The organism is Aliikangiella coralliicola (assembly GCF_007004725.1).
GTDB classification, from domain to species: Bacteria; Pseudomonadota; Gammaproteobacteria; order Enterobacterales; family Kangiellaceae; genus Aliikangiella; species Aliikangiella coralliicola.
Genome location: NZ_ML660161.1, coordinates 78,326 through 102,229, shown reverse-complemented (window position 1 = coordinate 102,229; position 23,904 = coordinate 78,326). Strand labels below are relative to the sequence as shown.

Sequence of the window (23,904 nt, the reverse complement as noted above, 5' to 3'; positions counted from 1 at the left end):
TTATGTTGGCTCAGCTTGTTGACAAATGCTCACCCAACTCCCGCCGCTCGATCAGCTGCAGACTTTCTTCCGCAAAACCTGTACCGGCTTCAGTAAAGAAATTAAATACCTTATCGATACCGATATGAAGTAAGCGTTCTTTCTCGTCTTCATATCGAGCGATCGCGGCAATCTTCCCGGTGAAATGGGAGCGACGTAATTGCTCAGTGATATTATGGCTGTCTTGCACAGAAGGTAGCGCCAGCAAAATGAGTTTTATTTCGGTCAGATCAAGATTTTCCCAAAGATCCGGATCTTCACCATCCCCCGGGAAAACCTTCATACCACTCCGTTTATATTTACGCACTCGATCCCGGTTAGCATCAACTCCCCAAACCCTGTCACCGGCCAGCTGGTTTAAGGAAACATAAGCGCCGCGCCCAACCCGTCCCATACCAACAACCAGAATTTCTGCAGTTTTAGGCAACAAGTAAACATCTTCTCTTAATCTCAGTTTAGTTTCAAAACGCTTAAATCTTCGCTTCCAGCGAGCAAATATTTTATGGGCAAAGTGATACAAAATACTGGTGAACACAAACGAGATTGATACGCTGAGCGCAACCACAACCAGCCACTCTTTAGCCACTAATCCTAGCTGGCTACTAAGCGCTAATACAATTAACCCAAACTCGCTGAAATTAGTCAGCGCCAGTGCGCTCAAAAAGGAAGTTCGCCCACGTAATCTAACGCTACAAAAAATAAAGAAGAACAAGGTAAACTTAATTAACAATAGTAAGGACAAAATAACGGCGCTAAATAGCATCGTCCAATCGGGGAGTGCGGTGAACCCGATTGAAACGAAAAAGCCAATCAAGAAAAGATCTTTGAAACTCAGTAGAGATTTAGCCAGCTCAGTTGCTTTGCTGGTACCGCTCAAAAGCAATCCAGCAACGAGAGCACCAAGATCACCTTTAATTCCTACCAGCTCAAAAGCCTGGTAACTCCCCAGTGCCAAAAATATTCCTGCCAGAGGTAGCAATTCACTATGACCTGCCTTCTCAACCAGTTTTTTCAGAAACGGCTTTAACATCCATACTAACACCAGTAAAAACGCCCATAACGATGGTGTCTTCCCGGTGATAACGACCAAATAAACCACGGCAATAATATCTTGCATAACGAGAATAGCCACCGCCAGGCGTCCATGTCGGGTACTCAGTTCACCGTTGTCCTCAAGTAATTTAACAATACAGACAGTGCTACTAAAGCTCAGTGCAAACGCGATGATTGCCGCTGAAGAGTCATCGATATCAATAAAGAGTGGCAGTTGGATGGCGCTAAGAAAGAGTAATATGGCAAAACTGAGTGAACACCACAATAAAATATGGACGCTTGAACCAAGCCATACCTCCCGCTTTAAGAGATCGCCTGTTTTCAATTTTAAACCAATGGTAAATAACATTAGCGTGATTCCCAAATCAGCCAATGTCTGTAAGCTTTCGTCTGGGACTTGCCCCATCAAATGCAACAGAAAGCCCGCTAGCAAATAACCAATGAGCGGTGGTAAGCTCGCTAATTTGAATAACATTCCACAAGCAAAAGCAAATAGAATCCAGATAAAATCCATTGTTTTTCTTTACCTCTAGCCAAATTGTTACAGTAATTTGTGGTTTATTGCATTACTAGCCTGATAAAAAGATACTACTCGCCTGTTTAGTCCCAGATTATATCTGCAGGGAATTTCGTTGCACAGTCATGGATTAGTTTTTTTGACGCGCTAGTCGACAAACCGATTAAACCTGATCAAACAATAGTTTTTCAATATCAGCTGAACTTAAGGGTTTTGAAAAATAATACCCCTGGGCAAAGTCTGCGCCGGCATCTCGCAGAAACTCAAGTTGTTTTTCAGACTCAATACCTTCTGCAACCGTTGTTAAACTAAGCGAATTTGCGAGCGAAATAATGGTTTTGACGATTGCATCGTTTTCATCACTAGCACCGATTTTACTGACAAAACTTCGATCAATTTTTAGACGGTTGATAGGGAGTTGATTGAGATATTTTAACGATGAATATCCAGTGCCAAAATCGTCCAGAGCGATTTCAATGCCCTTTTCTGATAGCTGCTTAAAAATCTTTTTAACTTTTGGTACATCTCTCATCAACACACTTTCTGTCAGCTCAAACTCCAGCAACCTCGTATTGAATGGATATTTCTGTATCATACTATCAACAAATTTGACTAAATCGTAATGATTCAAATGTCTGGCAGATAAATTAAAAGCCAAACCAATCAATTGGCCGGCGTTATGCCATCTGGACAAATTCTTTACAGCCTGTTCAAAGAGAATCTCTGTCAACTGAATGATGACCCCTAAATCCTCGGCAACTGGAATAAATACAGACGGAGGAATAATTTCGCCTGACTGCGTTTTCCATCGAGCTAAAGCCTCCATACTTGTCATTTTCTGGCTTGCCATATCATATTGAGGTTGATATTCGAGAAAGAACTCATTATTGGTAATGCCGCTTCTAAGTTTGTTTTCGAGTTCAAGCCGTTTCTTGACAGCTTGATTCATCGATGGTTCGAAGTATCGAAATTGATTCCGTCCTCGACTTTTTGCGTGGTACATAGCAATATCTGCATTTTTTATTAGCGCACTGGCGCTGTTTCCATCATTCGGATAGATCGCAATTCCAATGCTCAGTGAAACCGACATTTCGTGTTTTTCAATAATCATGGGAGGATCGACCAATTCAATAATTTTTTGTGCTATTTTGTGAGTCACACTGTCTTCAATAATATCCTCTAGCATAACGACAAATTCATCTCCCCCTAACCTGGCCACAGTGTCATTTTTACGAATAGCGCCGCGGATGAGCAAAGCGACATTGACCAAAAGTAGATCACCCACTTCATGTCCAAGTGTGTCATTGATCTGTTTAAACTTATTCAAGTCGATAAAAAAGATTGCTAACTTTTTCTTTCTACGATGACAGTGCGCTACCGAGTAGGCGATTCTGTCGAGTAAAAGAACGCGGTTGGGAAGTCCAGTTAATGCATCATAGTTAGCAAGTTTTCTTAGTTTAACTTCTGCCAGCTTTTGCTTTTTTATATCGGTTAAAGCAAAAACATAGTGCTCATTATTTTCGCTATCGAAGAAGCTTGTTGAGTTGATTATCACTGGAAGGGGGGATTGAGTGTTCCTTAACAATTGCGCTTCACCTTCCCAATGATTATTAGTAGCGATTCGTTCAAAAATGTCATCGACTAATGCATCATTTCCACTAAGATCGTTAACAAAAAATACATCTTTATTTATCACGTCATCTAAAGAGTAATTCGTTGTCTTATAAAAAGTCTGATTTGCCGCTATGACCTGCTTCAACCTGTTAAGGACAAAAACGATATCCCGAGTATTTTCAAATGCCATTGAGAGCAAACGCATTTTATCACGCTCTTCTTTACGATCAGTAATATTGGTGAAAGTCCCCGTCACCCGAGCAGCTTTTTTTCCTTGATCATACTCGGACACGGTTGCCATATCTCGATACCAGGCCCAACAACCATCTTTACCGCGCATTCGATACACTGCATCAAAAAACTCTCTCTTTTGTTCGAGAAAATTTTCCCACTGGTGAATAAACTTTTCTTTATCGTCAGGATGGATTGCTTCCAGTCTATTTTCAAATGCAATCAACTCATCTTCTTCCGTGCTTGATGCTTGATTAATTCGCGGCTCGTAAATCGAATTGTTTTTTTGATGCCAATCCCACAACCCACTATTGCTCCCTTTAAGTGCAAGGTTTAGCCGCTCTTCACTTTGCTTCAATCGATTATGTGCCTTCTTTTTTGCTCTTGCTCGTTTTAGATAACGCTGATAATTGATCCAAAATATCAAAATGATAACTAAAAAATAACTAATGTAAGCCTGAATAGAAAACCATGGAGCAGGTAAGCTACGAATGTGAACTTTTGCGGACGGTGATTCCCGGTTAGTTTCATAGTCGATAGCACTGATATTTAGAACACTGCTTCCGCTTTCAAATGTGGGTAAAAATAACTCATTTTTATCAATAATTGTTGGTTCGGTCGCAGCATCGCCATCGATCCAGTACTTAAACTTTACCTGCTTAGGTTTATCAAAAAGTAATGCTGAGAACTCGACCTTCAATCCAAAATCATCATGCTTTAACTTAACATGATAGTTATTATAGTCGCTGTATTTTTCAGGGATTTTGTTAGAAAGTAATGATAGCCCCGTTATGAATGTTTTTATTTTTCTGTCATAGTTGTTTGATACGTTATTTGGAGAAAAACGAAATGCACCTTTAACACTCCCCAGAAGAACATCGCCATCGTTTAACTGCAGTTTAGTACCACCGTTAAACTCACTGGTGACGAACCCATCATTGCTATCAAACAATCTTGCGCTATAGTTATCTTTATTTATTCTGAACAAACCTTCATTTGTCGAAATCCAGATATTGTTATGATCATCTGGAAAAATATCCATCATGGTATTTGCGTTAAGCGATTGCTCGCTAATAAACTTTATTTCTTGTCCAGTTTTAGCATCTAGAACATAAATACCGTAGCCAACATAACTTACCCACAACTTATCGCCATCCCGAAAGATATCAACAGGCTCTGACTCTGAGCGACTACCAGCAGGTAATTGGTGAAATGTTTTAACTAATCCTGTATTTGGTGAAAACTTGACTAAACGCTCAGCGCCAGAAACAAAATAAGTATTTTCTTCTCCAGTTTCGGCTGAGAAAATATAAGGCAGCCTCGCTTTAATATCACCATTAGTTTTCGTCGATTCGATTAAAGAAATCTGATTCTGACTGAGATTATATTGATAAATTCCATCCTCATTAGTCAGTAAAAAATTATCATTGTCAGTAAAGAAAATGTGGTACACCGGTTTTTCAAACAATGACTTTAGTAGCTGCGGAAAAACAAAAGGTTCTTCTTCCAAACTATTCGTATTGAAAACCCTCACACCTTTATCAGTACCCAGCCACAACAGTCCATTATTGCTGGTAATCGTGTAAATGGTGCTATCACTATAGACTTGTTTTTCATCTGGATTAACGAGTAAATGAGTGACTTTTCTTGTTTCTGGGTCAAGTCGGTTAAGCCCATTCTTTGTTCCTATCCAGATATAGTTATCAGGCGTTTGATGAGTCGAAAGAACAATATTATTAGTTAATTTTTTATCGTCGTCTCCCTTTTGCCAATAATGTTCTTTGATTCCCGGATTTGGGTGCCACTTAAAAACCCCATCACCTCGACTACCAAACCACAGATTCCCTTCTCGATCTTCAATCATTGATACGATATCGTCATCTGTGGTGTTAAATGCAGTATCTGAAAACTTGAATACAAACTCGACATCGCCAGATTTATAAAAGCGATATAACCCTTTATCAGTCGCAAGCCAGTAAAAGCCACTTTTTTCAATGATTTTCCAGATGTTCAAATCACCAATCAGCTTTTTTCCAGCGTAATCTAAATGAGAACTTGGTGAAACAAGTACTTCTTTTTTCAACGAATAGAGCCCTTCTACTGTTCCCACTAAAATTTCCTCACTTTCATTGATTAGCAAGGACTTCACATTGTTCTGATCTTTTATATCTGATTGAGCAGGGGTATGAAGAATTAAGCGTGACTCTTTCGTCCGAGTATTGAGAGAATAAAGCCCTTTGGATGTTCCAATAAGCAGGTTATCTCCGACTAACAGTAGCGTTCGGATCAAGTCATCCTTACCAACCGAATCTAATAATGCTTTCAGCGGAATAACAAATTCAAAATTATTTTTTTGCCTATCGTAAAAAAAAATTTCCAGATAAGTGGCAATCCATAGATTACTCGACGAATCTTCAACAATCCTGTTCAGCGTGGGAAATTCTAGTTTATAGTCCGCAGGCGCAACCAGATTGATAGGTGAGAGTGTATTGTTAGCTTTATCCAGAACATAATTATTTTGTGGGCTAGCGCCAATCCAAAAAAGTCCTTGTGAGTCTTGATAGATCAATTCAACAAAATTGTTAATCAACGCCCCGTCGGGACTCGGGATTTGAGTTACCCGGTAGCCATCATAGCGATTAATCCCTTGATAGGAGCTAATCCATAAAAAACCATCGCTGTCCTGCATCAGTCCAGTGATATCACTTTGATTAAGACCATGGTCTGTCGTTATCTGGGTCAGTTTTACGTATTCAAACGCCTCCAGATTTTGAGGCCAGACTAATACAAATGTGATGAAAAATAGAGATAGAGAGTGATATACAGCTCGCATGCGCCTTCACTGTTTTTGTGATTCTCTCATAGTATAGCAACGGCTCAACAGATTTGAGGAAAGGTTCGTTGCTATTTAGAAATTCGATTACAGCGACTGACTAATGCTGCAAGTTAGTAAAGCTGGCGCCATGCATCACCGAGGCGAACAAGATTACTCACTACGCTCCTCATACTCGCCTTCAAGCGTCCGTCCTTGTCTCCTTTGGGCAGAACTATGGTTATCGTAACTGTTGAATTCTGAACCGTCATGAAAGTGACTTGATTGCGAAAATCCACTGGCTTTATTCTGCCATCGCCGCATCAGTTGCTTCGCAATGGTTCTTCTTACTTCCGGGATCATTAATGAAAACCCTATAAAATCGGTAACAAAACCTGGTGTGAGCAACAAACCACCTGCAAATAGCAGTTGCGCGGCTGACGCCATTTCTAACGCGGGAATCTGGCCCTGTGCCATACTCATTTGAATATCCCGCCATGCTTTAAACCCTTGGCGTTTAAGCAAATTAACCCCAACAACGGCAGTAATCACAACGATAAAGAGTGTGGTGCCGAGCCCAAGGATGTCACCGACCTGAATAAACACGCCAATTTCGATAATGGGGACTAAAATAAAAAGTAGTAACAATAGTTGCAAAATATACCTCAGGGCAGCACTAGAATTATTCCAGACGTTAAAATAAGACTATCGTAATTTTGATGGCTTGTACTTTAAAAAAAGCTAAACTTGAGCATTATCCATTTTATATGGGTTCAATGTTGGCAAATTCAATGGTTTATAAGCGACTGGTTGTTATCTATTTAGCATTTTGCGGACAATAAACCATGCTATTATTGTCAAGATGATATAAAACGTGTCGATTAATTTAAGGCCCAAAGATCAACAGACCTTGGCGCAGCGAGTCTAAGTAATATATTTATGTCTGATACACAACTTACCAACGAAGTTAACCAACAGTTTCTCCGTCGCACGCCAGTGAAATTGCGGCAGTTTTCCCGGCTACTCAGCGATATGCTAACCCAGAAAATTGACCCGCTCAGAATTAAGGCGCTGCTCTCTCAAGTTAATAAAACGCGTGAGGCTTGCATTGCCCACGAATTTGAGATGACGGCCAATCTACTCAACCAGGTTTTTAAGCAATTATCGTTAAGCGAAGACACACTGGATACCCAAAAGCCTTTATTGAAAAGGTTATCGGCAAAACTGCAGGAACACTCGGAAAAGCTTGAGTTGGGAGTTCGCCCGCAAAAAACACCGCAGCAACCTGCAAAAGATGCTGTTGAAGTTGTCGAAAAACCGATTGAGGAAGAAGAAGTTGACGAAGACGATAGCGTCGATCGTTCATTGGAAGAACACGGTATCTACCTTGATAAAGGCACCATCATTTTTGTCAGCGAATCTGGCGACTGTTTCAAGACGATGAGCGAGCAATTCGTATCTCTCGGCGTTGATGTACACAATACTACCGCCATGGGTGAAGCCAGGCAGCACGCCATCGATAATCCCGGCAGCGTCATTGTAGCGTCGCTCAAGTTTGCCGAAAATAACGAACAGCTGGCCGATGAAGAAATCGAGGTAAACCGTATTCCCTTGATCTACACCGCGGAAGAAGACGATCAGGTAAACCGCCTGCTAGCTTTACGCAACGGCGGAACCGGCTTTTTAGTAGAGCCGGTCTCAGTATCAGGATTACTAGAACTGATAGAGCGTCAGTATGACATTCATGCAGACTCGCCTTACCGCGTATTAGTGATGGAAGATTCAAAAGCACAAGCCAGATACTATGAAAAAGTTCTCGGCAAGGGGCATTTCGATATCCGTGTTGTCAATAATCCTGAAGTCTTACTAGAAGCATTACGAGGTTTCGACCCTGAAGCCTTACTGATGGATATGCAGATGCCGGGGTGCTCAGGCATAGAGTTAACCCGAATAATCAGGCAAATGCCTCGGTATGCCTACTTACCCATTATCTTTTTATCGGCAGAAGAAAGTATCACCAAACAAAATCAGGCGCTGCTATCAGGCGGTACTTCTTTTATTGTTAAGCCGGTGCAAAAAGAACAGTTGATGTTTATGGCGAATTTATACTCTCGGCGTTACCGAGATTTGAATCCGCAAATTGGCGTCAATCCTGACACAGGACTGACCTATTCGCCCCAATTTAAACAGCAAATTGCGATTGAATCAGCCAGAATGACTCGAAACAGCGGAAATGCAGCCCTATCTATCATCCAATTAGATGAGACCGAAGCACTCATTAAAAACACTAATTTCTCGCTGATTAACGTTGCAATCCAGCAACTGGCGCTACTTCTTAAGAAAAGACTCAGAAAAACCGATATTATCGGCCACCTGGATAACGGCCAGCTCGGTGTGATTCTAACAACCGGAAATAAATCCGACTGGGTCAGTATTATGGATGAAATCAGGCTGCAATTTGCAGAATTGCCCTTCCATTTACAACATCAGGATAAACCGCTAACTGTCAGTATCGGCCTGTCAGCCCTTTCTACTAATTCAGATGCTCATAAATGGTTTGAACGCTCATCAACCGCCCTGAAACAGGCGATTGAAGCGGGTGGAGATAGAATTCAGCCCTGTGATTCATTGACCAACCTGTAAACTGCGCACCACCAATAATGGACACCAGCCAATTCAAATTATGCCTGACCACTGTGGGAGACAAATCTACCGCTCGTCAAATAGCGAGATCTCTTTTGCAACAAAAACTGGTAGCTTGCGTCAATATTAGCGCAAAGATGACTTCACTCTACCATTGGGACGGCGATATCGCTGAAGATGACGAGTTTTTGCTATTGATGAAGACGTCTTCGCAGAAAGTAGACGAGTTAAGAGATATACTGCTTGATCTACATCCTTATGATGTGCCTGAATTTATTGTACTTAACATCAAAGACGGCGCATCTGAATATTTAACCTGGATTAATTCTGCCTTAAGCTAAAGGATAAACAATGGCAAAATTAGACAACGAAAGATGCTAGTGGTATGACTTTAATGAAATCTCGATTTAGTAAGCTGTTATTTTTATTGACCATAAGCCTGTTCGGCGGCTTTTCTGCGGTTCACGCGGAAGAATCTGATCTCTCCAAGCTATTTGCGGCGCAAACCGAGTTCCTTAAGGTCGATGAGGCCTTCAAGCTGACGACTGAAATTGTAGATCAGGAAATTATTGCCAAGTTTGAGATCGCTGATGAGTATTATATGTACCGCAGCCGGTTCTTTTTCTCAGCAGACGGCGCCACGTTAGGTTCCGCTTATATTCCAGCGGGCAAGAAAAAAGTGGATGAATACCTGGGTAATGTCGAGGTTTATTACAACCACCTGGAAATCAGCGTTCCCTTTGCCGCCCACCAGAAAGAATTTACTTTTATCATCGAGTTCCAAGGATGCGCAGAGGCGGGGCTTTGTTATCCACCAGAAGAAAAGAAACTGCAGTTATTCGCTGATACGATATCGCCAAAAGGTACACCGACAAACACGGCTTTAACAAGTTCGAACGCTCAGGGTTCTTCAAACCAATCTTCTCCGGCGGAAACAACAACTAGAGCAGGTGCAGCAGACGGAACTGAGTTTGTGCCAGAACAAGAAAAAGTGGTGAATTTTCTCACCGACAAAAGCTTATACGAAATCGTCGCCTACTTTGTTTTGCTGGGAATAGGACTCGCTTTCACGCCCTGTGTGTTGCCAATGGTCCCCATTTTATCGAGCATAATTGTCGGTCAGGGAAAATCTGTTAGTACCGGTAAGGCTTTCGGTTTATCCCTCGCCTACACACAAGCGATGGCAATCCCCTATACCATCATCGGCGTACTCGTGGGAGCCGCAGGCAGTTCATTTGTTAACACCTTTCAAGAACCGCTATTTATTATAATCGCCGCGGTTATTTTCGTATTACTTTCGTTGTCCATGTTTGGATTCTACGAACTTCAATTACCGCAAAGTATGCAAAATCGCCTCAATAATATCTCCAATAGTCAAGAAGGCGGCTCTTACCTTGGAGCAGCCATTATGGGGGCAATTTCGGCGCTTGTGGTATCTCCCTGCGTAACGGTTCCCTTAGCTGGCGTTTTACTCTACATCGCTCAAACCGGTGACCAATTGATAGGCGGAGCTGCTTTGTATTCGTTAGCCCTGGGAATGGGAATTCCGCTACTGATTGTTGGCGTCGGTGGTGGGAAAATTCTGCCCAAAGCGGGTGCCTGGATGAATGCTGTCAAAGGCGCTTTCGGTGTCGGTATGTTGGGATTGGCCCTTTATATTTCTAAGCATTTAATTCCCGGCCCGATCTACTTATTTGCGTGGGCGATGCTGTTAATTGTTTCTTCTATTTACATGGGTGCTTTATCTCAAGTGAACAGTAATGGCCAGAAATTGTGGAAAGGTGTGGGACTCGTATTTTTCACCTATGGCATTATTTTGATTTTAGGCTCAGCACTCGGTAATGGGCGATTGTTTTCTCCGCTTGCTAACTTGAATCAAATAGCATCATCATCTGAGAATAGTCACACTTCGCCAGACGTTCACGCAGGCTTTAAACTGGTCAAAACCATTGCCGATGTCGAGAGAGAAATCAAACAAGCCAATGCCCAAGGAAAAACAGTGATGTTTGACTTTTTTGCAGAGAGCTGTACCGCCTGCTATGAATTTGCTGATTTCACATTTCCCGATCCAAAAGTAAAAGCCGCATTAAAAAATACGGTTTTAATTCAGGCTGACGTTACTAAAAACGATAGTATCGATAAAGCGTTAATGGAACACTATGGCGTGGTTGGATTACCCAGTATTTTATTTTTCAATCATCAGGGCAAAGAAGATAAAAGATTACGCGCCATTGGGTTTGAAGGTGCCGACATTTTTGTACAGCGTATTAATGCGGCGTTTAAGTAGGACGATTGTTTTATCTGTAAAGGCCAACATATAGGCCTTTACAGATAATTCATTACGTAATTTTAAAGAGCTTAACAACCTCCACCGCCGCCAGTACGATCAGTTTGGTAGCTCTGGTGATAGTGAAAAACAACATGTCCGCTACTATACACAGAATAGCTCACAGTTGTTATTATCATTAAGTTTGTCATTGACCCCGCTTCACAAGAACCGAAACCATGACTTCCTCCTGAAGCACCACCGGGTTGTTCTTGAAAAGCTTCCGGTTTTATTGCTTCTACCGCTTCTTCAAACTCCTGAGCTTCACAATTGTTAGTGAATTTATGAGTCCCTGGCGCAGGCTTAAAAAGATCATTAAGCGGATTTCCTACAGGTGTTAAATAATCAGAAAGGCGGTGCCCAGAAGCAGTTCGGCTATGCTGAAGATGTAGTACTGGTGTATTTATATTGTTAGATGTATCTAAATAAAATACTAATGTTCCACCGTCTCCCATGGTCGCAGTCCCCATGGTTGCTGCAGTATTCCAGCTAACACCAAAAGACACTGCCCCCACACTCACATTAACGCTGTTTACCTTGGGTCCAGATGAAGTGACCGGATGATGCGCCATAACTCTATCTTTAAGTAAATTACGAAAATCTTTATTACTAAAATAGTCAAATGGACTATCTTCACTCTCAAGAAAACCATTAGCGCCACAGTCTTCGGTTATCTTATATTTCGGGTAAGACTTACTTTTATCAACTGATGGGGAAAACTCCGCTTCAAATGCTTTCCAGCTTTCCTTAACTTCAGCACGTACAGCCTTAGCTTCATCGGATGCGCTTTTCTCCCTGGCAGTTAAACTACTCCCAATAATCTTTAGTTTGCCATTATTGTTGCTCGCAATAAACTTGATAAACTCTGGTTGGTTGTCATTCAAAAAATACCAGATTTCAGGACTGCCAGGTGGAACGATTTCATCCCAAGTACAATATTTTCCATATTGCCCATTTCGACAATGATTCACCCGCTTCATATATTTACTGGTAATAATCCCCTTAAGATGCATTTCATCAGTATTTGACTCATAAGCGATATAATTTTGCGCATGTGATGCTGCGGCAAAAACAACCACAAATACTAAAACCATCCTTTGAATTACTTTGCTCATCCTTTCTATTCTCCTTTTTAAAGTTTTCCATATAATTTTTAATTTCTCATAAACTATAGATAAGGCCAATGCCTTATCTGACATATACCGTATTATTTTTAACTTGTTAACACAATAATCAATCTGAGATACATTTTAAGTTTTCTTGAACACCCATCAATAATTATGAAGTTAATCATTTGTATTTCTGATAGTTTAAATAAACTAGGCTGGCTATCAGGTATATTACCTTGAAAATAAAGACTCACTTGCAAAAAAAGAAAATACCAAACGATCAACTACGCCATTTTTTTCAGCTTCCACATTTAAAATTTTCACTAGTTTTTTTCAATTTGTTTTTTTAAATTTATTTTTTAGATCGAAACCAAATCTGATTTTTCTATTCACTCAATAAATATTTTGATGCTAATTTTTGGTACTATTTAACTGAATTTTTTATTGTTTGAATTTTAAAAAAAGGCAAAAACTAATTAACGCCTTTTGTTTAATTTTTATTATTTAATAATTTTTTTCTGTTAATCAGAGTTATTAAAAATATTGATTCAATTTTTATTAAACCCTATTCAAGATTAATTCAAGGATAACAACCTCTCGTTCGTTTCAGTTCATTTTATCTCTATGTAAGAATGATTTTCGCTTTGAGCCAGCGGCCAAATTAAAAACGTAATTTTATTTTTTTAATTCCGTTTTTTGGTAGGAGGCCAATTTACAAAGTGAATTGAATGGTTCGAAATATTGAATCATTCGAAAAAAATAAACGTGTCTATGTACACAATAATTATAAAACCAATCATGGAGTTTTTATGAATAACTATAAATTCAATCCGAAAAAATCAATACTAAGGCAGTCGATAAAACTTGCATTAGCGTTAGGGGCTTTTCATTCAATTGGCATTTCCACAGCCTATGCCGCTGAAGAGGAAGCAACTGAAGAAGAAAAAATTCTGGTGACAGGATCTCGTATCCGCCGCGATGAATTTTCCAGTGCATCTCCCATTCAAATTTTAAAAACAGAGGAAGCAAAAAAATCAGGCATTACCAGTGTCGCGCAAATGTTGCAACGGATGAGTTTGTCTAACGGTCAGCAATTCGACGAAACTTTTAATTCAAACTCAGGTAATTCAAACGCAACAGAAGCACCACCAACCGGTGGCGTTGGATCTTCAAATGTTGGACTAAGAGGTTTAGGACCAGAGCGAACATTAATTTTAATTAATGGCCGTCGACTCGGTGCTTCTGGCGTTCGAGGTGCACCAGCACAACCGGACATTAGCATGATACCTTTCGAAATGGTTGAAAGAATTGAAGTACTATCAGATTCCGCATCAGCAATTTATGGCGCTGATGCTGTAGCTGGAGTGGTCAATATTATTTTGAAAGATCATATTGATGGTATGCAATTTTCAGCGACGATTAATAGTCCTGTCGATGACGGCGGTCAGATAAAACAATTCTCCTTCGCCACAGGATTAGAATCAGAACGCTCAACTTTTGTGTTCGGCGCAGAGTTTTATGATAGAGAAAGAATCGCAACCGGTGATCGTATTGATTGTATGAAGTCACGATTAAGAGATACTAATACCGGCGCAATTTATTCTTACTGTCGTAGCGGATTCTGGGACAATGCCGCGATTCCATTTGGCGACGTCTCAACACCTTCACCGGGTGACTGGGCACATTTTACCGAAGGGGTTTCCGATCTAACCAATCCGATTACCGGGCAACCGATTACTAACTGGAGCTCGCCTTTAGGATTACCAAATTCACCATCCAGTTTTCCTTGTTGGGGCGGATGCCAGCTAGACGACAATGGAGACTCATTCCGATTTTATTCTTACGATCCTTTTTACAATGATCAAAAAGAAAGAATGAGAGCAGATCTGGTTCAGCCGGTTACCCGTTTCTCAGTTGTTGCCAGAGGTACCTATTTACCAGAGTGGGGAGAAAGCACTAGCTCGGAACTTTATTATGAAACTTCCTACTTTCACCGCCACCTGACCAATACCGCCGCGGCGGAGCAAGCATTTGTTGCGTTAAATGCCATGATTCCGCAAGAAGATGCCGACGGTAATATTGTTAGAGATGCGAACGGCGATCCAATCCTGGCAGTGAATCCTTTAAACCCGTTTGGTGTTGACGCGTTAAACATTATCACTTTTGATGATCTTAACCAGACCCGTGATGTTGAGCTTGATCATTTTCGCGCCGTGGCCGGTTTAAGGGGAGATATTTCCGGCGAATGGGCCGCTCAAAAAGGTTGGAACTGGGATATTTCTGCAACTTATGATCGAGGCACCGGTGTTCAATCGCAACCACAACTGAATGAAGATCGACTGGCGTTAAGTTTGGATACTCAACGATTAGATGTAAACGGTAATGTGGTTTGCGGCTATACACTCAATGTTAATGCCGGACAGGGTTTTATCACACCGTCTCAGTGTGTCCCTTTTCAGGCATTCCACCCAAGCTTGTACAACAATAGTGGAAGTTTCTCTGGAACTTTTGCAACCGATGCAGAAAGAGAGTACTTGATGGGCGAGCGGGTTAACACCACTGAAGTTGAACAAACTATGTTTCAGGCTTTCGTGGGCGGCGAACTTTTCGATTTTGAAGATGGCGGCTCGGCGAGCATCGCAATCGGCGCAGAGTATCGGAGAGACTCCATTCGTTCACGCGCTGACTTCTTAAGCTCGCATGGTGCTCACGCGGCAGAAAATCCATCAACAGAAGGTGCAACGACTGGCTCTCGTGATATTACAGAATACTACGCAGAGCTTAACCTGCCGATTCTGGTTGGCGTTAGTGGCGCAGACTTACTCGAAGTTGATATCGCCGCAAGAGCCACCGACGAATCTAATTTTGGTAGTCAAAATACCGAACGTCTTCGTGTAACCTATTCGCCGGTCGACTGGGTAACTGTCAGCGCCGCCTATGGCACTTCGTTTCGAGCACCTAACTTGAGAGAACAATTTTTAGGCGACCAGTTTGACGGCGTTTCCGGTGCCGCAGATCCTTGTCATGTCACTAACGCCGGTGCAGGATGGGACGGTTCAACCTATAACGCAGCATTAGACAGACGTAGTGCAACAGCACTGGCTAACTGTATTCAACAAGGTGCCGATCCAACCTTTCTTGGAAGCTTGGGAACTACCACAATCCCGGTTCGAATCGGCGGTAATGTTTCTGACTTGAAACCTGAAACATCCGAACAAACCACAGTGACTTTGAAGGTAGCACCAATCAATGATGGCGATGTCAGTTTCGATTTTGCAATCACCTATTTCGACATTGAAATTGAAGATACCATTCGTTCCATTGGCGCCGGTGTGATAATGAACAACTGTATTTTCGGGGAAGCGAATCTGGCAAGTTCCTACTGCTCTCGTGTGACCAGAAATACCAACCCGGTTCCTGGCACTGAGCAATTGAACTTCCCAACCATTGTCGATGCGTCTTTTATCAACGTCGGGTTGGAAACCTCAACCGGTTGGGATTTAAATACTCGGCTAGGTTACAATTTCGGCGACATGCAGTTGGCCTGGAATACGCAGCTAACCATTCAAGACGAGCGTACTGAAAAAGTCCTGGACGATGATCCTGTTCATGATCTGGTCGGCGAGTTTGGTACGCCGGAAAACCGTTTCTTGAACACCTTGTCGTTAACTCATGGCGACTTTCAATACACCCTGGTTTCACGTTTTGTGGACGATACCCAAATCGGTAGAGATGCCGATCTCTCAGCAGACTGTTACACCGCAGCTGATAGCACTGTGTTAGTAGGTAACCCCAATGTCGTGTTGGTGTGCGAAGCTGAATCACAGTGGATCCACGATGCATCGGTCACCTGGACACCTAACAGTGACTGGCAACTAACCGTTGGGATATCTAACCTGCTGGATGAAGAGCCACCGTTAGTTAATCCATCAGCCGGTTCAAATCGTGGTGGTCGTCTTGTTTCGTCTGGTTATGATCAGGTCGGTCAATCGTTATTTGCGAGTATGACTTATAAGTTCTAGTCTGCGACAAATAATTCACCATTAAGTCGGATTAGGTTATCCGAACCCACTCACAATGCTGATTATTTCACGATAATCAGCATTGTTGTTATCAATCTTACAGTTAGCCTCTCCTTGATTGCTCTCAATTAACCTGAATTCTTGCTCCTTATCTCGATCCTTAGGCGACTCATGTGACAACTTGTCGCAGTGGTATTCTCGATACAGCCTTGTAAAATAGAAAATTAGTGAACCAACGCTTAAGATTATGTGGTCTTAGTAATTAGATGGTCTTGGATGACAGACCAACGCTCAACAGGCTCAAATCGATGTTTGAAAATATTAATCCCCAAAATCGCCAGGCAAATCTGGAAAATGTGCGAATTTTAAATCGGGTCAGATCGATCGCAATTATTTGCCAGTTAGCATTGATTTTATTTGCTACCCTCTATCTGGACATTCGTCTACCGCTCAATTGGCTATTTGCATTGTTAGCATTCGAAGTCGGTTTTCAAATTTTTAACATTCTACGTGCCAGGCAAGAAAGAAGTGTCAGCTCTTTCGAATTGTTAACGCACATAGCAACAGACTCGTTAATACTCGCAGGACTGGTTTATTTTTCCGGCGGTGCGAATAATCCGTTTATTTATCTGCTACTACTTTCTATCGCACTCGGAACATTAATGCTCAAACCCCGTGATCTACTTTTGGTGTCAGTGCTTCAGCTAATTCTTTATTCTTTATTAAATATCTATCAGCGTCCTTTGGAACTGGCAGATTCGAGTCCTCTGTCTTCATTTCACTTACATCTGGCAGGAATGTGGGTAAATTTTGTGATCACGGTTATATTGATTTCTATTTTCGGACTGCTGACGCGTCACTCAATGCGTAAACAAGAACATAGGATTCAATCGCTTCGCGAAAAACAGTTAAAAGACGAACAAATTTTAAGTTTAGGTATTATGTCCGCCAGCGCCGCTCACGAACTTGGGACTCCGCTAGCAACCATGGCGATTATTATTGATGATTTGAAACACGAACCCTTAGCGCAAGAAATCAACCAGGACATGCAACTGCTTTCCGCTCAAATAGCGAACTGTCGAAATATTATTCAGTCACTCAGTGAAAAAAGCCACAAAATCAAAAAACAGCTCAGTCAGGAAACACTCGACAAGCGCGCCGACAATGGAGAAATACTTAAACATCGATTACAAGCCATCATCGACAACTGGTTAGTATTTCGGCCACAAATTGCACTAAAACAACAATGGAGCAAAGCCTTTGATACTTACGTCCAAAATATCCCAATCAGTGTTGAGCAAGCTGTCACTAACCTGTTAGACAACGCAGCAGACGCCAGTATTGAAAACGGCAATGACATTGTTGAGATCAATTGTCATTTTAGCGAGCAGGATCTCACCATTGATATAACCGATTTTGGCCAGGGAATTACACCGGAAATGAAGCGTTCACTTGGAGCGAGCATCCAGGAAACACAAAAACCCGGCGGACTGGGCTGGGGGTTGTTTTTATCAAACGCCAGCATCGAACGGTATGGCGGAAAAGTTCAGCTACTGGAAGCCGACCATGGTGGAACGCTTACTCGGATTAATATGCCAAAGTTGCTTTCGTTCTGACCTGATTATTATTTATCCTAACGTCAGGTTCATTCAGTAAGGTTAACTATAATCCTAAAATTAGTTGTACTCAATTAACGGTTAAGAGACGACAAAGTGACAATATTAAAGATTTTCATTATCGATGATGACTCAGTTTTTCGCGAAATTTTAACTCGAAGCTTAAAGCGCATGGATTGTCAGGTACAGCATTTTGCTCATCCATCTGATGCAATTGAAAAAATCGCCGCAGAACGCGAACCGGTTGTGTTGTTAGACCTGAAACTCGATTCTGATTCCGGGCTTCGCTGGATCAAGAAAATCAAAGTGTCTAACCCACAAAGCCGAATTATTTTACTCACTGGATACGCCAGTATTTCTACTGCAGTTGAAGCGATTAAACTGGGGGCTGATGATTACCTGGCCAAACCAATAACAGCGAGAGAGATCCTCGAACATCTTCAGGAAAAGAATCTCGGCGAAGAGACACCTATCAATCCAAAACCCATGTCGGTCGACAGGCTAGAATGGGAACACATTCAAAAAGTTTTGTCGGACAACCAGGGAAACATCTCTGCTTCCGCACGCGCACTGGGAATGCATCGTCGCACACTTCAGCGAAAGCTCGCTAAAAAGCCAGCTAAATTCTGATATTTGATAAGTTATCCCGAATTCAGGTTAAATTGATCTGAATTTTTAGGTCGGCCAGTTTTTTATCAACTTGATGTTAATAAAAACAGAAGCGACTTCATGAAAAATCTTTTACTGAGATATATTCTAATATTCCTTTATTCCAGAATCAGTCGCTAAAATTAAATGATCAGCCGGCCGACGTGCAAAAAGTCCATTAGTCACAACACCGGTAATCTGGTTAATTTCAGATTCAAGAATTTGGGGCTGTGTGATTTCAAGGTTATAGACATCGAGAATCACATTTCCATTATCCGTAACAAAGCCAGTTCGATAGGCAGGATCACCACCAAGTTTAACTAATTCTCTGGCAACCTGGCTTCGTGCCATTGGTACAACCTCTACCGGCAGAGGAAACTTTCCGAGGGTTTCAACATATTTAGATTGGTCAGCAATACAAACAAATTTTTGTGCTACCGCAGCAATCACTTTTTCTCGGGTCAATGCGCCGCCGCCACCTTTGATTAATTCGAGTTGATGATTGGTCTCGTCAGCACCATCGATGTAAACCGGGATCTCATCAGCTTCGTTTAAATCAATGACCTCAATATTCAATTTTTTAAGTCGCTCGGTCGATGCTTCAGAACTAGAAACAGCAGCTTTAATTCGATGTTTATGATCGGCTAATAAATCGATAAAACAGTTCACTGTTGATCCTGTACCAATCCCAATAATTTCGCCATCTTGAAGGTATTTCAGAGCAACTTTTGCTGCTTCAATTTTGAGCTGATGTTGTTTATCCATGATACTTTTTTTCCAATTTAATGGTTGAGATCAACGATTGATCAACAGAATTTTTTCGAAAATTTTGACGCTTTTTTATGCTGTCAAAACCGCGCTAAACATTTTTTTAAATTGCCTTCGTTAATTGATTATACAAGCTTTACCCATCACCAGAAACGAATCTTTCACACCGAAAATGTGACCTGATTAGAATTTAGCCAATTTTTTGGCAAATAGGCTTGATCATGTCAAAAAACAGGAGTATGTTGTTTGTCCGCTTTAATTTAGCTGTATTAATTTGTTGTAGCTAGCAAGCGTGAATGGATTTAATTTTAAGCTGTATGGCAAGGGACTCCTAATACCAATAACATTAATAAAAAAATGGTTGCTTAAAAAAAGCAAATTGGAGAACCAAATGAAACGTAAACCAGATATTTTAGTTGTACTGGCTGCGTTACTTGGAATCGGCATGATTTTGTCGAGTTTTAGTGGGGTAAGTGTTGCAGACACACGCACAGAAGTACAAGTATCAGCAGTTGAGTAATCCCTCAGTGTGTTAGGTTTTTAGTTATTAGCCAATTTTGACTGGTAATCATTCTAACAACGAGAAAATTTAGCCTTCTTATTATCTTCATGATACGAAGGCTTGTTTTTCTTTTAGCTCGCTTCAAAAATTCTCAAATTGAGATTATCTTAAAAACAAAAAATTCTTTTCTCTACGACTTCTCTGGATAGCACTCAAATAACTTTGTCGCGAATAATGAATCTCAGGTTAAATCAGCTAAAATTGGTAAAATTTCGTTGGTGTAACCACACCGTCAAGGGGATAGTCCCACTCTTGAGCAGGGATCGCTGAGACCCGCTGCTCATCGTAAGCAATTCCTATGCACAGCGGTCTTTTATCAGCAAATTCTGGCGACAATAGATGAGCTAAAGTGGCATCGTAAAACCCGCCCCCCATTCCTAAACGATTTCCTTTTGTATCAAAGGCAACCAGCGGCATAAGTAAAATATCCAAACTGGAAACTCTAATCGCTAAATTAACGGGTTTATCAACTTCCGGGATCCCGAACCGATTGACCGACAGCCGAGTCTGGCCATCATAAGGCATAAACCACAGCCGATTCGGTTTACTGGGCTTAAGCTTTGGTAAAAAACACCGGCCTTTATCTTCCAACAGCGCATCAATCGTTGGTGCCGTATTAATTTCACCATCAAATGAAAGAAAACACGCAATTGCCTTTGCAGATTGATAGGAAGTCAGCGCCTGAATGTTGATACAAAGGTTTCTAGCTGCAATAGCAGCGCTTTGTTGATCGATCTGAGTACGTAGTTGGCGTGTTTGCTGACGAATTAATTTTTTTTGCTGCTCAATCGCTGTTAGTTGCGGTCTCACTTTTTTTACTCACTATCAATGATCTAGGGCGTGTTTATCTTGGCCAAGTTTGAAAACCAGATGAAGAGGTGCAGTGAGATAATTATCATCAATTAAAGAAGGGATAAAAGCCATCACCCGCTTTGCCGTTTGCTGGTCTCGCCCATGAACCCGGAGGTTCAGGGGGGAATTCCGTAATCAAATCAGGCTTTCCGATACGAGCCGGACTTGCACACCATTAATTAACAAGAACTCCCAGAGATAAAATTTATCGGCTCAAGGACTACATCAGCTAGGCGCACAAAGCAGGCGATTGACTCAGTAGCTATGTTAACTCCATTTGCGCATCAGAAGCTAGTACCGAATCGATATCTTGTTGTAACTTTTTGATCCGCTTAGATACATTTTTTGCAGATTCAAAGTCGCCGGACTCACCTTCGCGTAGCTCGTAGGCCATGTTTAACGCCGCCATCACAGCAATACGCTCAACGCCAACAATTCTGCCGCCGGCCTTAATTTCTCGCATTCGGCGGTCTAAATCTTTAGCTGCATCTTCGAGTTTGGAAACCTGCTCATCGGGGCTGGAAACATGGTATTCATTACCCATGATATGCACAGTAACGGGTTTAATTTCAGCCATTGATCAACCCAATTCCTTTAGTTTGCTTATCATCGCTTCAATTTTCGCACTCGCAAGCTTATTTTTTTCGATCAGGCTCTCACGATCCTGTCTTAACTGGCGGTTTTCCTGCTGTAATGCCTGGTACATTTCAAGCATCTTGGAAACGCTACCTTCGAGTTGTAAAAGATTTGAAGTATCCATGGCAAACTATTGTTTTTTAGAATGATTTCAATATAGAGCGCAAGACCTCCCCGGTCAATGGTATAATCGGCAAAATTACCAATAAAATGATTAAAAAGGGTGTTTGAGGACGATATCATGGAACTTAAAGACCAGGACACGATTGACTACGAGCTAGTCGAAGAAGTTTTAGCTGACGCTGAGTGTGAAACTAGTGCCGCCGAATTACAGGCAATTCTGTGCGGAATGCTCGCCGCAGGGCTAAAACCAGGAGACCTCGGCTGGCTAGATATAGTGGCCGACATTATCAATGATGAACGAGAATTGACCGTCGATGCAAAGGAACTAATAGCCAGCTTATGTAACTGGAGCAACAATCAAATGAGTCAACATGATTCTCTTGCACCGACACTTTTGCCAGATGATAGCTATCCAGCCCTTGATCAACTCGAAGCCATCGCGGAATGGTGCCAGGGATTCCTCCTCGGATTCGGGCTGCAAACCGGAAATCAGGATATCGACAACGAAGAAGTGCGCGAATCACTGACTGATCTGGCGGAAATCTCACAGATTGAACAAATCGTGGAAGATGGTGAAGAAACAGCCCAGGCCCTGGTGACCATTGTTGAACACATTAAGGTCGCTGTGCAGATTGTCTACTGGGAAATGGTTGTGAAACCACAGTCCGGTGCAACTGCAATCGCTCCGGGTAATCAAACGCTGCATTAAGACCTACCGATATCGATGGCAATTATTTGGCCGATAGCGAGCATTGCGATCGGTCCAATAACTAAGCAATCGTTTGAGCGCCCCGCGCTGGCAGAAATCACCATCAAAAAGTCATCTATTGGCTAAACCAATAGTTTTTCACGCCGACCTATGGGATCCTGCTGACAGATACTCTAGAATAACCGCGCAGGAATGGCTGTTTATTTTGGTGATGAAATATCGTTACATACCCGGTAACCTGAACAGCCACCTTTATTATCATTTTAAATTAACCACAATTAAGAAGCCGCTAATGATTTCTCGAGCCGAATATGCCCGTCGACGACGTGAATTAATGGATTTGATGGGAAAAAATTCAATTGCGATTTTGCCGTCTGCCAAAGAAGTAGTCCGCAGCCGAGACACGCATTTCTCGTTCAGGCAAGACAGTGATTTTCATTACTTAACCGGATTTCCCGAACCTGATGCTGTGCTGGTGTTATTGCCGGGTCGTGAACATGGTGAATATGTCATGTTCTGCCGCGAAAAAGATCCCAAAATGGAAACCTGGCACGGGCGACGCGAAGGGCAAGCTGGCGCAAAAAAGAATTATGGCTGCAACGATGCCTTCCCGATTGATGATATCGACGAAATATTACCGGGATTAATGGAAGGCCGTGAGCGAATTTACTACGAATTCGGCAACCACGCCGAATTTGACAATAACATCATGAGCTGGGTGAATACTTTTCGTGCTCAAGTCAAAAAAGGTGCTCATCCCCCCGGCGAATTAATCGATCTCAGTTACATATTACACGATATGAGACTGATCAAAAGTAAGGCCGAAATCAAAGTTATGCGTAAAGCAGCCGAGATCAGTGCAAACGCCCATAAAGCAGCTATGAAGGTTTGCCAGCCCGGGATGAATGAATTGCAAATAGAGGCCGAACTCAAATACCAGTTTGCTAACCAGGGCGCTCGATTTGAAGCCTACAGTTCAATTGTCGCCGGCGGAGAAAACGCGTGTATTCTGCATTACGTGGAAAATAAAGATCCGCTACAAGACGGTGATTTGTTACTAATAGACGCGGGGGCGGAACTCGATGGTTATGCTGCAGACATCAGCCGAACTTTTCCCGTCAACGGCCGCTATTCAGACGCTCAACGAGAAGCCTATGACTGGGTTTTAAAGGCCAACAAAGAGGCGATAAAAGCCGCCAAACCTGGCAATCATTGGTCTGCGCCCCACGATGTGGCAGTGAGAATATTAACCAAAGGGTTAATAGCCATGAAGATTCTGGAAGGCGATCTCGACCAGCTAATTCAAGAAGAAGCTTACAAACCATTTTATATGCACAAAACCGGTCACTGGATTGGGCTTGATGTCCACGATGTCGGCGATTATCTGCAAGATAGAGAACCAAGAATATTAGCAGAAGGCATGGTATTAACTGTTGAACCAGGATTGTACTTTACCCCTAAAACCAAAGGCCTTGATAAAAAGTGGTGGGGAATTGGGATCAGAATCGAAGACGACGTACTGATTACCGCAAAAGGAAATAGCGTGCTTACCAAAAGCGTTCCCAAAGAAGCCAGCCAGGTTGAAAAGTTGATGGCCGACGGTTAGCTTATGACGGTTTCGGTC

General features: G+C 41.9%; 17 protein-coding genes and 1 other RNA gene. 9 read left to right on the top strand and 9 right to left on the bottom strand.

Annotation, left to right across the window (positions count from 1 at the left end; all coding sequences use genetic code 11):
• Positions 1-10: 10 nt before the first annotated feature.
• From FLL46_RS03465 to FLL46_RS03455, 3 genes are all read right to left on the bottom strand, one after another.
• Positions 11-1,606, bottom strand: a complete 1,596-nt coding sequence (locus FLL46_RS03465) for a cation:proton antiporter family protein (protein ID WP_142892049.1) — start codon at positions 1,604-1,606, stop codon at positions 11-13.
• A gap of 166 nt (positions 1,607-1,772) precedes the next feature.
• Positions 1,773-6,287, bottom strand: coding sequence for an EAL domain-containing protein (locus FLL46_RS03460; protein WP_142892048.1), 4,515 nt, complete (start codon positions 6,285-6,287; stop codon positions 1,773-1,775).
• 153 nt (positions 6,288-6,440) lie between these two features.
• Positions 6,441-6,923 (bottom strand): FxsA family protein, encoded by a 483-nt coding sequence (locus FLL46_RS03455; RefSeq protein ID WP_168204026.1) that lies wholly within the window; start codon positions 6,921-6,923, stop codon positions 6,441-6,443.
• A 282-nt stretch (positions 6,924-7,205) separates the two neighbouring features.
• Between FLL46_RS03455 and FLL46_RS03450 the strand changes: the two genes are divergently transcribed.
• The 3 genes from FLL46_RS03450 to FLL46_RS03440 are packed head-to-tail and all read left to right on the top strand — an operon-like array spanning position 7,206 to position 11,196.
• Positions 7,206-8,909, top strand: a complete 1,704-nt coding sequence (locus FLL46_RS03450; protein ID WP_142892046.1) for a response regulator — start codon at positions 7,206-7,208, stop codon at positions 8,907-8,909.
• A gap of 17 nt (positions 8,910-8,926) precedes the next feature.
• Positions 8,927-9,250, top strand: coding sequence for a divalent-cation tolerance protein CutA (gene cutA, locus FLL46_RS03445; protein ID WP_142892045.1), 324 nt, complete (start codon positions 8,927-8,929; stop codon positions 9,248-9,250).
• A 53-nt stretch (positions 9,251-9,303) separates the two neighbouring features.
• Positions 9,304-11,196 carry a protein-disulfide reductase DsbD gene (locus FLL46_RS03440; RefSeq protein WP_246119260.1) on the top strand — a complete coding sequence of 631 codons (1,893 nt, stop codon included), beginning with the start codon at positions 9,304-9,306 and terminating at the stop codon, positions 11,194-11,196.
• 71 nt (positions 11,197-11,267) lie between these two features.
• Here FLL46_RS03440 and FLL46_RS03435 read toward each other — a convergent pair whose 3' ends face one another.
• The gene (locus FLL46_RS03435; protein WP_142892043.1) at positions 11,268-12,350 is read right to left on the bottom strand and encodes a hypothetical protein; all 1,083 of its coding nucleotides are present in this window, start codon (positions 12,348-12,350) and stop codon (positions 11,268-11,270) included.
• An 803-nt stretch (positions 12,351-13,153) separates the two neighbouring features.
• On the opposite strand from FLL46_RS03435, the gene FLL46_RS03430 reads away from it, so the two are divergent.
• The 3 genes from FLL46_RS03430 (at position 13,154) to FLL46_RS03420 (ending at position 18,612) form a co-directional block, all read left to right on the top strand.
• Entirely contained in the window at positions 13,154-16,366 is a 3,213-nt protein-coding gene (locus FLL46_RS03430; protein ID WP_168204025.1) for a TonB-dependent receptor domain-containing protein, read from the top strand.
• A gap of 308 nt (positions 16,367-16,674) precedes the next feature.
• Positions 16,675-17,982 (top strand): ATP-binding protein, encoded by a 1,308-nt coding sequence (locus tag FLL46_RS03425; RefSeq protein ID WP_168204024.1) that lies wholly within the window; start codon positions 16,675-16,677, stop codon positions 17,980-17,982.
• Between the two features lie 96 nt (positions 17,983-18,078).
• Complete coding sequence (locus FLL46_RS03420; RefSeq protein ID WP_246119259.1) at positions 18,079-18,612, top strand: response regulator transcription factor; 534 nt, start codon at positions 18,079-18,081, stop codon at positions 18,610-18,612.
• A gap of 126 nt (positions 18,613-18,738) precedes the next feature.
• Here the strand turns inward: FLL46_RS03420 and rpiA are convergent, their stop codons facing one another.
• A complete protein-coding gene (gene rpiA, locus FLL46_RS03415; RefSeq protein ID WP_142892040.1) occupies positions 18,739-19,395 on the bottom strand; it encodes a ribose-5-phosphate isomerase RpiA in 657 nt (218 codons plus the stop codon).
• 394 nt (positions 19,396-19,789) lie between these two features.
• Here rpiA and FLL46_RS27780 point away from each other — a divergent pair, with 394 nt between their 5' ends.
• Positions 19,790-19,918 carry a hypothetical protein gene (locus FLL46_RS27780; RefSeq protein ID WP_281281928.1) on the top strand — a complete coding sequence of 43 codons (129 nt, stop codon included), beginning with the start codon at positions 19,790-19,792 and terminating at the stop codon, positions 19,916-19,918.
• 237 nt (positions 19,919-20,155) lie between these two features.
• Here the strand turns inward: FLL46_RS27780 and FLL46_RS03410 are convergent, their stop codons facing one another.
• The 4 genes from FLL46_RS03410 to FLL46_RS03395 form a co-directional block, all read right to left on the bottom strand.
• A complete protein-coding gene (locus FLL46_RS03410) occupies positions 20,156-20,770 on the bottom strand; it encodes a 5-formyltetrahydrofolate cyclo-ligase (RefSeq protein ID WP_142892039.1) in 615 nt (204 codons plus the stop codon).
• Between the two features lie 110 nt (positions 20,771-20,880).
• A non-coding RNA gene (gene ssrS / locus FLL46_RS03405) (6S RNA) lies at positions 20,881-21,064 on the bottom strand.
• Positions 21,065-21,074: 10 nt separating this feature from the next.
• Positions 21,075-21,389, bottom strand: coding sequence for a cell division protein ZapA (locus FLL46_RS03400; protein WP_142892038.1), 315 nt, complete (start codon positions 21,387-21,389; stop codon positions 21,075-21,077).
• 3 nt (positions 21,390-21,392) lie between these two features.
• Entirely contained in the window at positions 21,393-21,572 is a 180-nt protein-coding gene (locus FLL46_RS03395; RefSeq protein WP_142892037.1) for a cell division protein ZapB, read from the bottom strand.
• 117 nt (positions 21,573-21,689) lie between these two features.
• On the opposite strand from FLL46_RS03395, the gene FLL46_RS03390 reads away from it, so the two are divergent.
• Entirely contained in the window at positions 21,690-22,280 is a 591-nt protein-coding gene (locus FLL46_RS03390) for a UPF0149 family protein (protein WP_142892036.1), read from the top strand.
• 118 nt (positions 22,281-22,398) lie between these two features.
• Positions 22,399-23,886, top strand: coding sequence for a Xaa-Pro aminopeptidase (pepP, locus tag FLL46_RS03385; RefSeq protein ID WP_342779770.1), 1,488 nt, complete (start codon positions 22,399-22,401; stop codon positions 23,884-23,886).
• Positions 23,887-23,904: the final 18 nt, after the last annotated feature.

Coding starts and splice junctions, on each gene's coding strand:
- FLL46_RS03390 (WP_142892036.1), top strand. CDS start 21,690: ATGGAACTTAAAGACCAGGACACGATTGACTACGAGCTAGTCGAAGAA.
- FLL46_RS03435 (WP_142892043.1), bottom strand. CDS start 12,350: ATGAGCAAAGTAATTCAAAGGATGGTTTTAGTATTTGTGGTTGTTTTT.
- FLL46_RS03425 (WP_168204024.1), top strand. CDS start 16,675: ATGTTTGAAAATATTAATCCCCAAAATCGCCAGGCAAATCTGGAAAAT.
- FLL46_RS03460 (WP_142892048.1), bottom strand. CDS start 6,287: ATGCGAGCTGTATATCACTCTCTATCTCTATTTTTCATCACATTTGTA.
- FLL46_RS03400 (WP_142892038.1), bottom strand. CDS start 21,389: ATGGCTGAAATTAAACCCGTTACTGTGCATATCATGGGTAATGAATAC.
- cutA (WP_142892045.1), top strand. CDS start 8,927: ATGGACACCAGCCAATTCAAATTATGCCTGACCACTGTGGGAGACAAA.
- FLL46_RS03440 (WP_246119260.1), top strand. CDS start 9,304: ATGAAATCTCGATTTAGTAAGCTGTTATTTTTATTGACCATAAGCCTG.
- FLL46_RS03465 (WP_142892049.1), bottom strand. CDS start 1,606: ATGGATTTTATCTGGATTCTATTTGCTTTTGCTTGTGGAATGTTATTC.
- FLL46_RS27780 (WP_281281928.1), top strand. CDS start 19,790: ATGAAACGTAAACCAGATATTTTAGTTGTACTGGCTGCGTTACTTGGA.
- FLL46_RS03395 (WP_142892037.1), bottom strand. CDS start 21,572: ATGGATACTTCAAATCTTTTACAACTCGAAGGTAGCGTTTCCAAGATG.
- FLL46_RS03450 (WP_142892046.1), top strand. CDS start 7,206: ATGTCTGATACACAACTTACCAACGAAGTTAACCAACAGTTTCTCCGT.
- FLL46_RS03430 (WP_168204025.1), top strand. CDS start 13,154: ATGAATAACTATAAATTCAATCCGAAAAAATCAATACTAAGGCAGTCG.
- rpiA (WP_142892040.1), bottom strand. CDS start 19,395: ATGGATAAACAACATCAGCTCAAAATTGAAGCAGCAAAAGTTGCTCTG.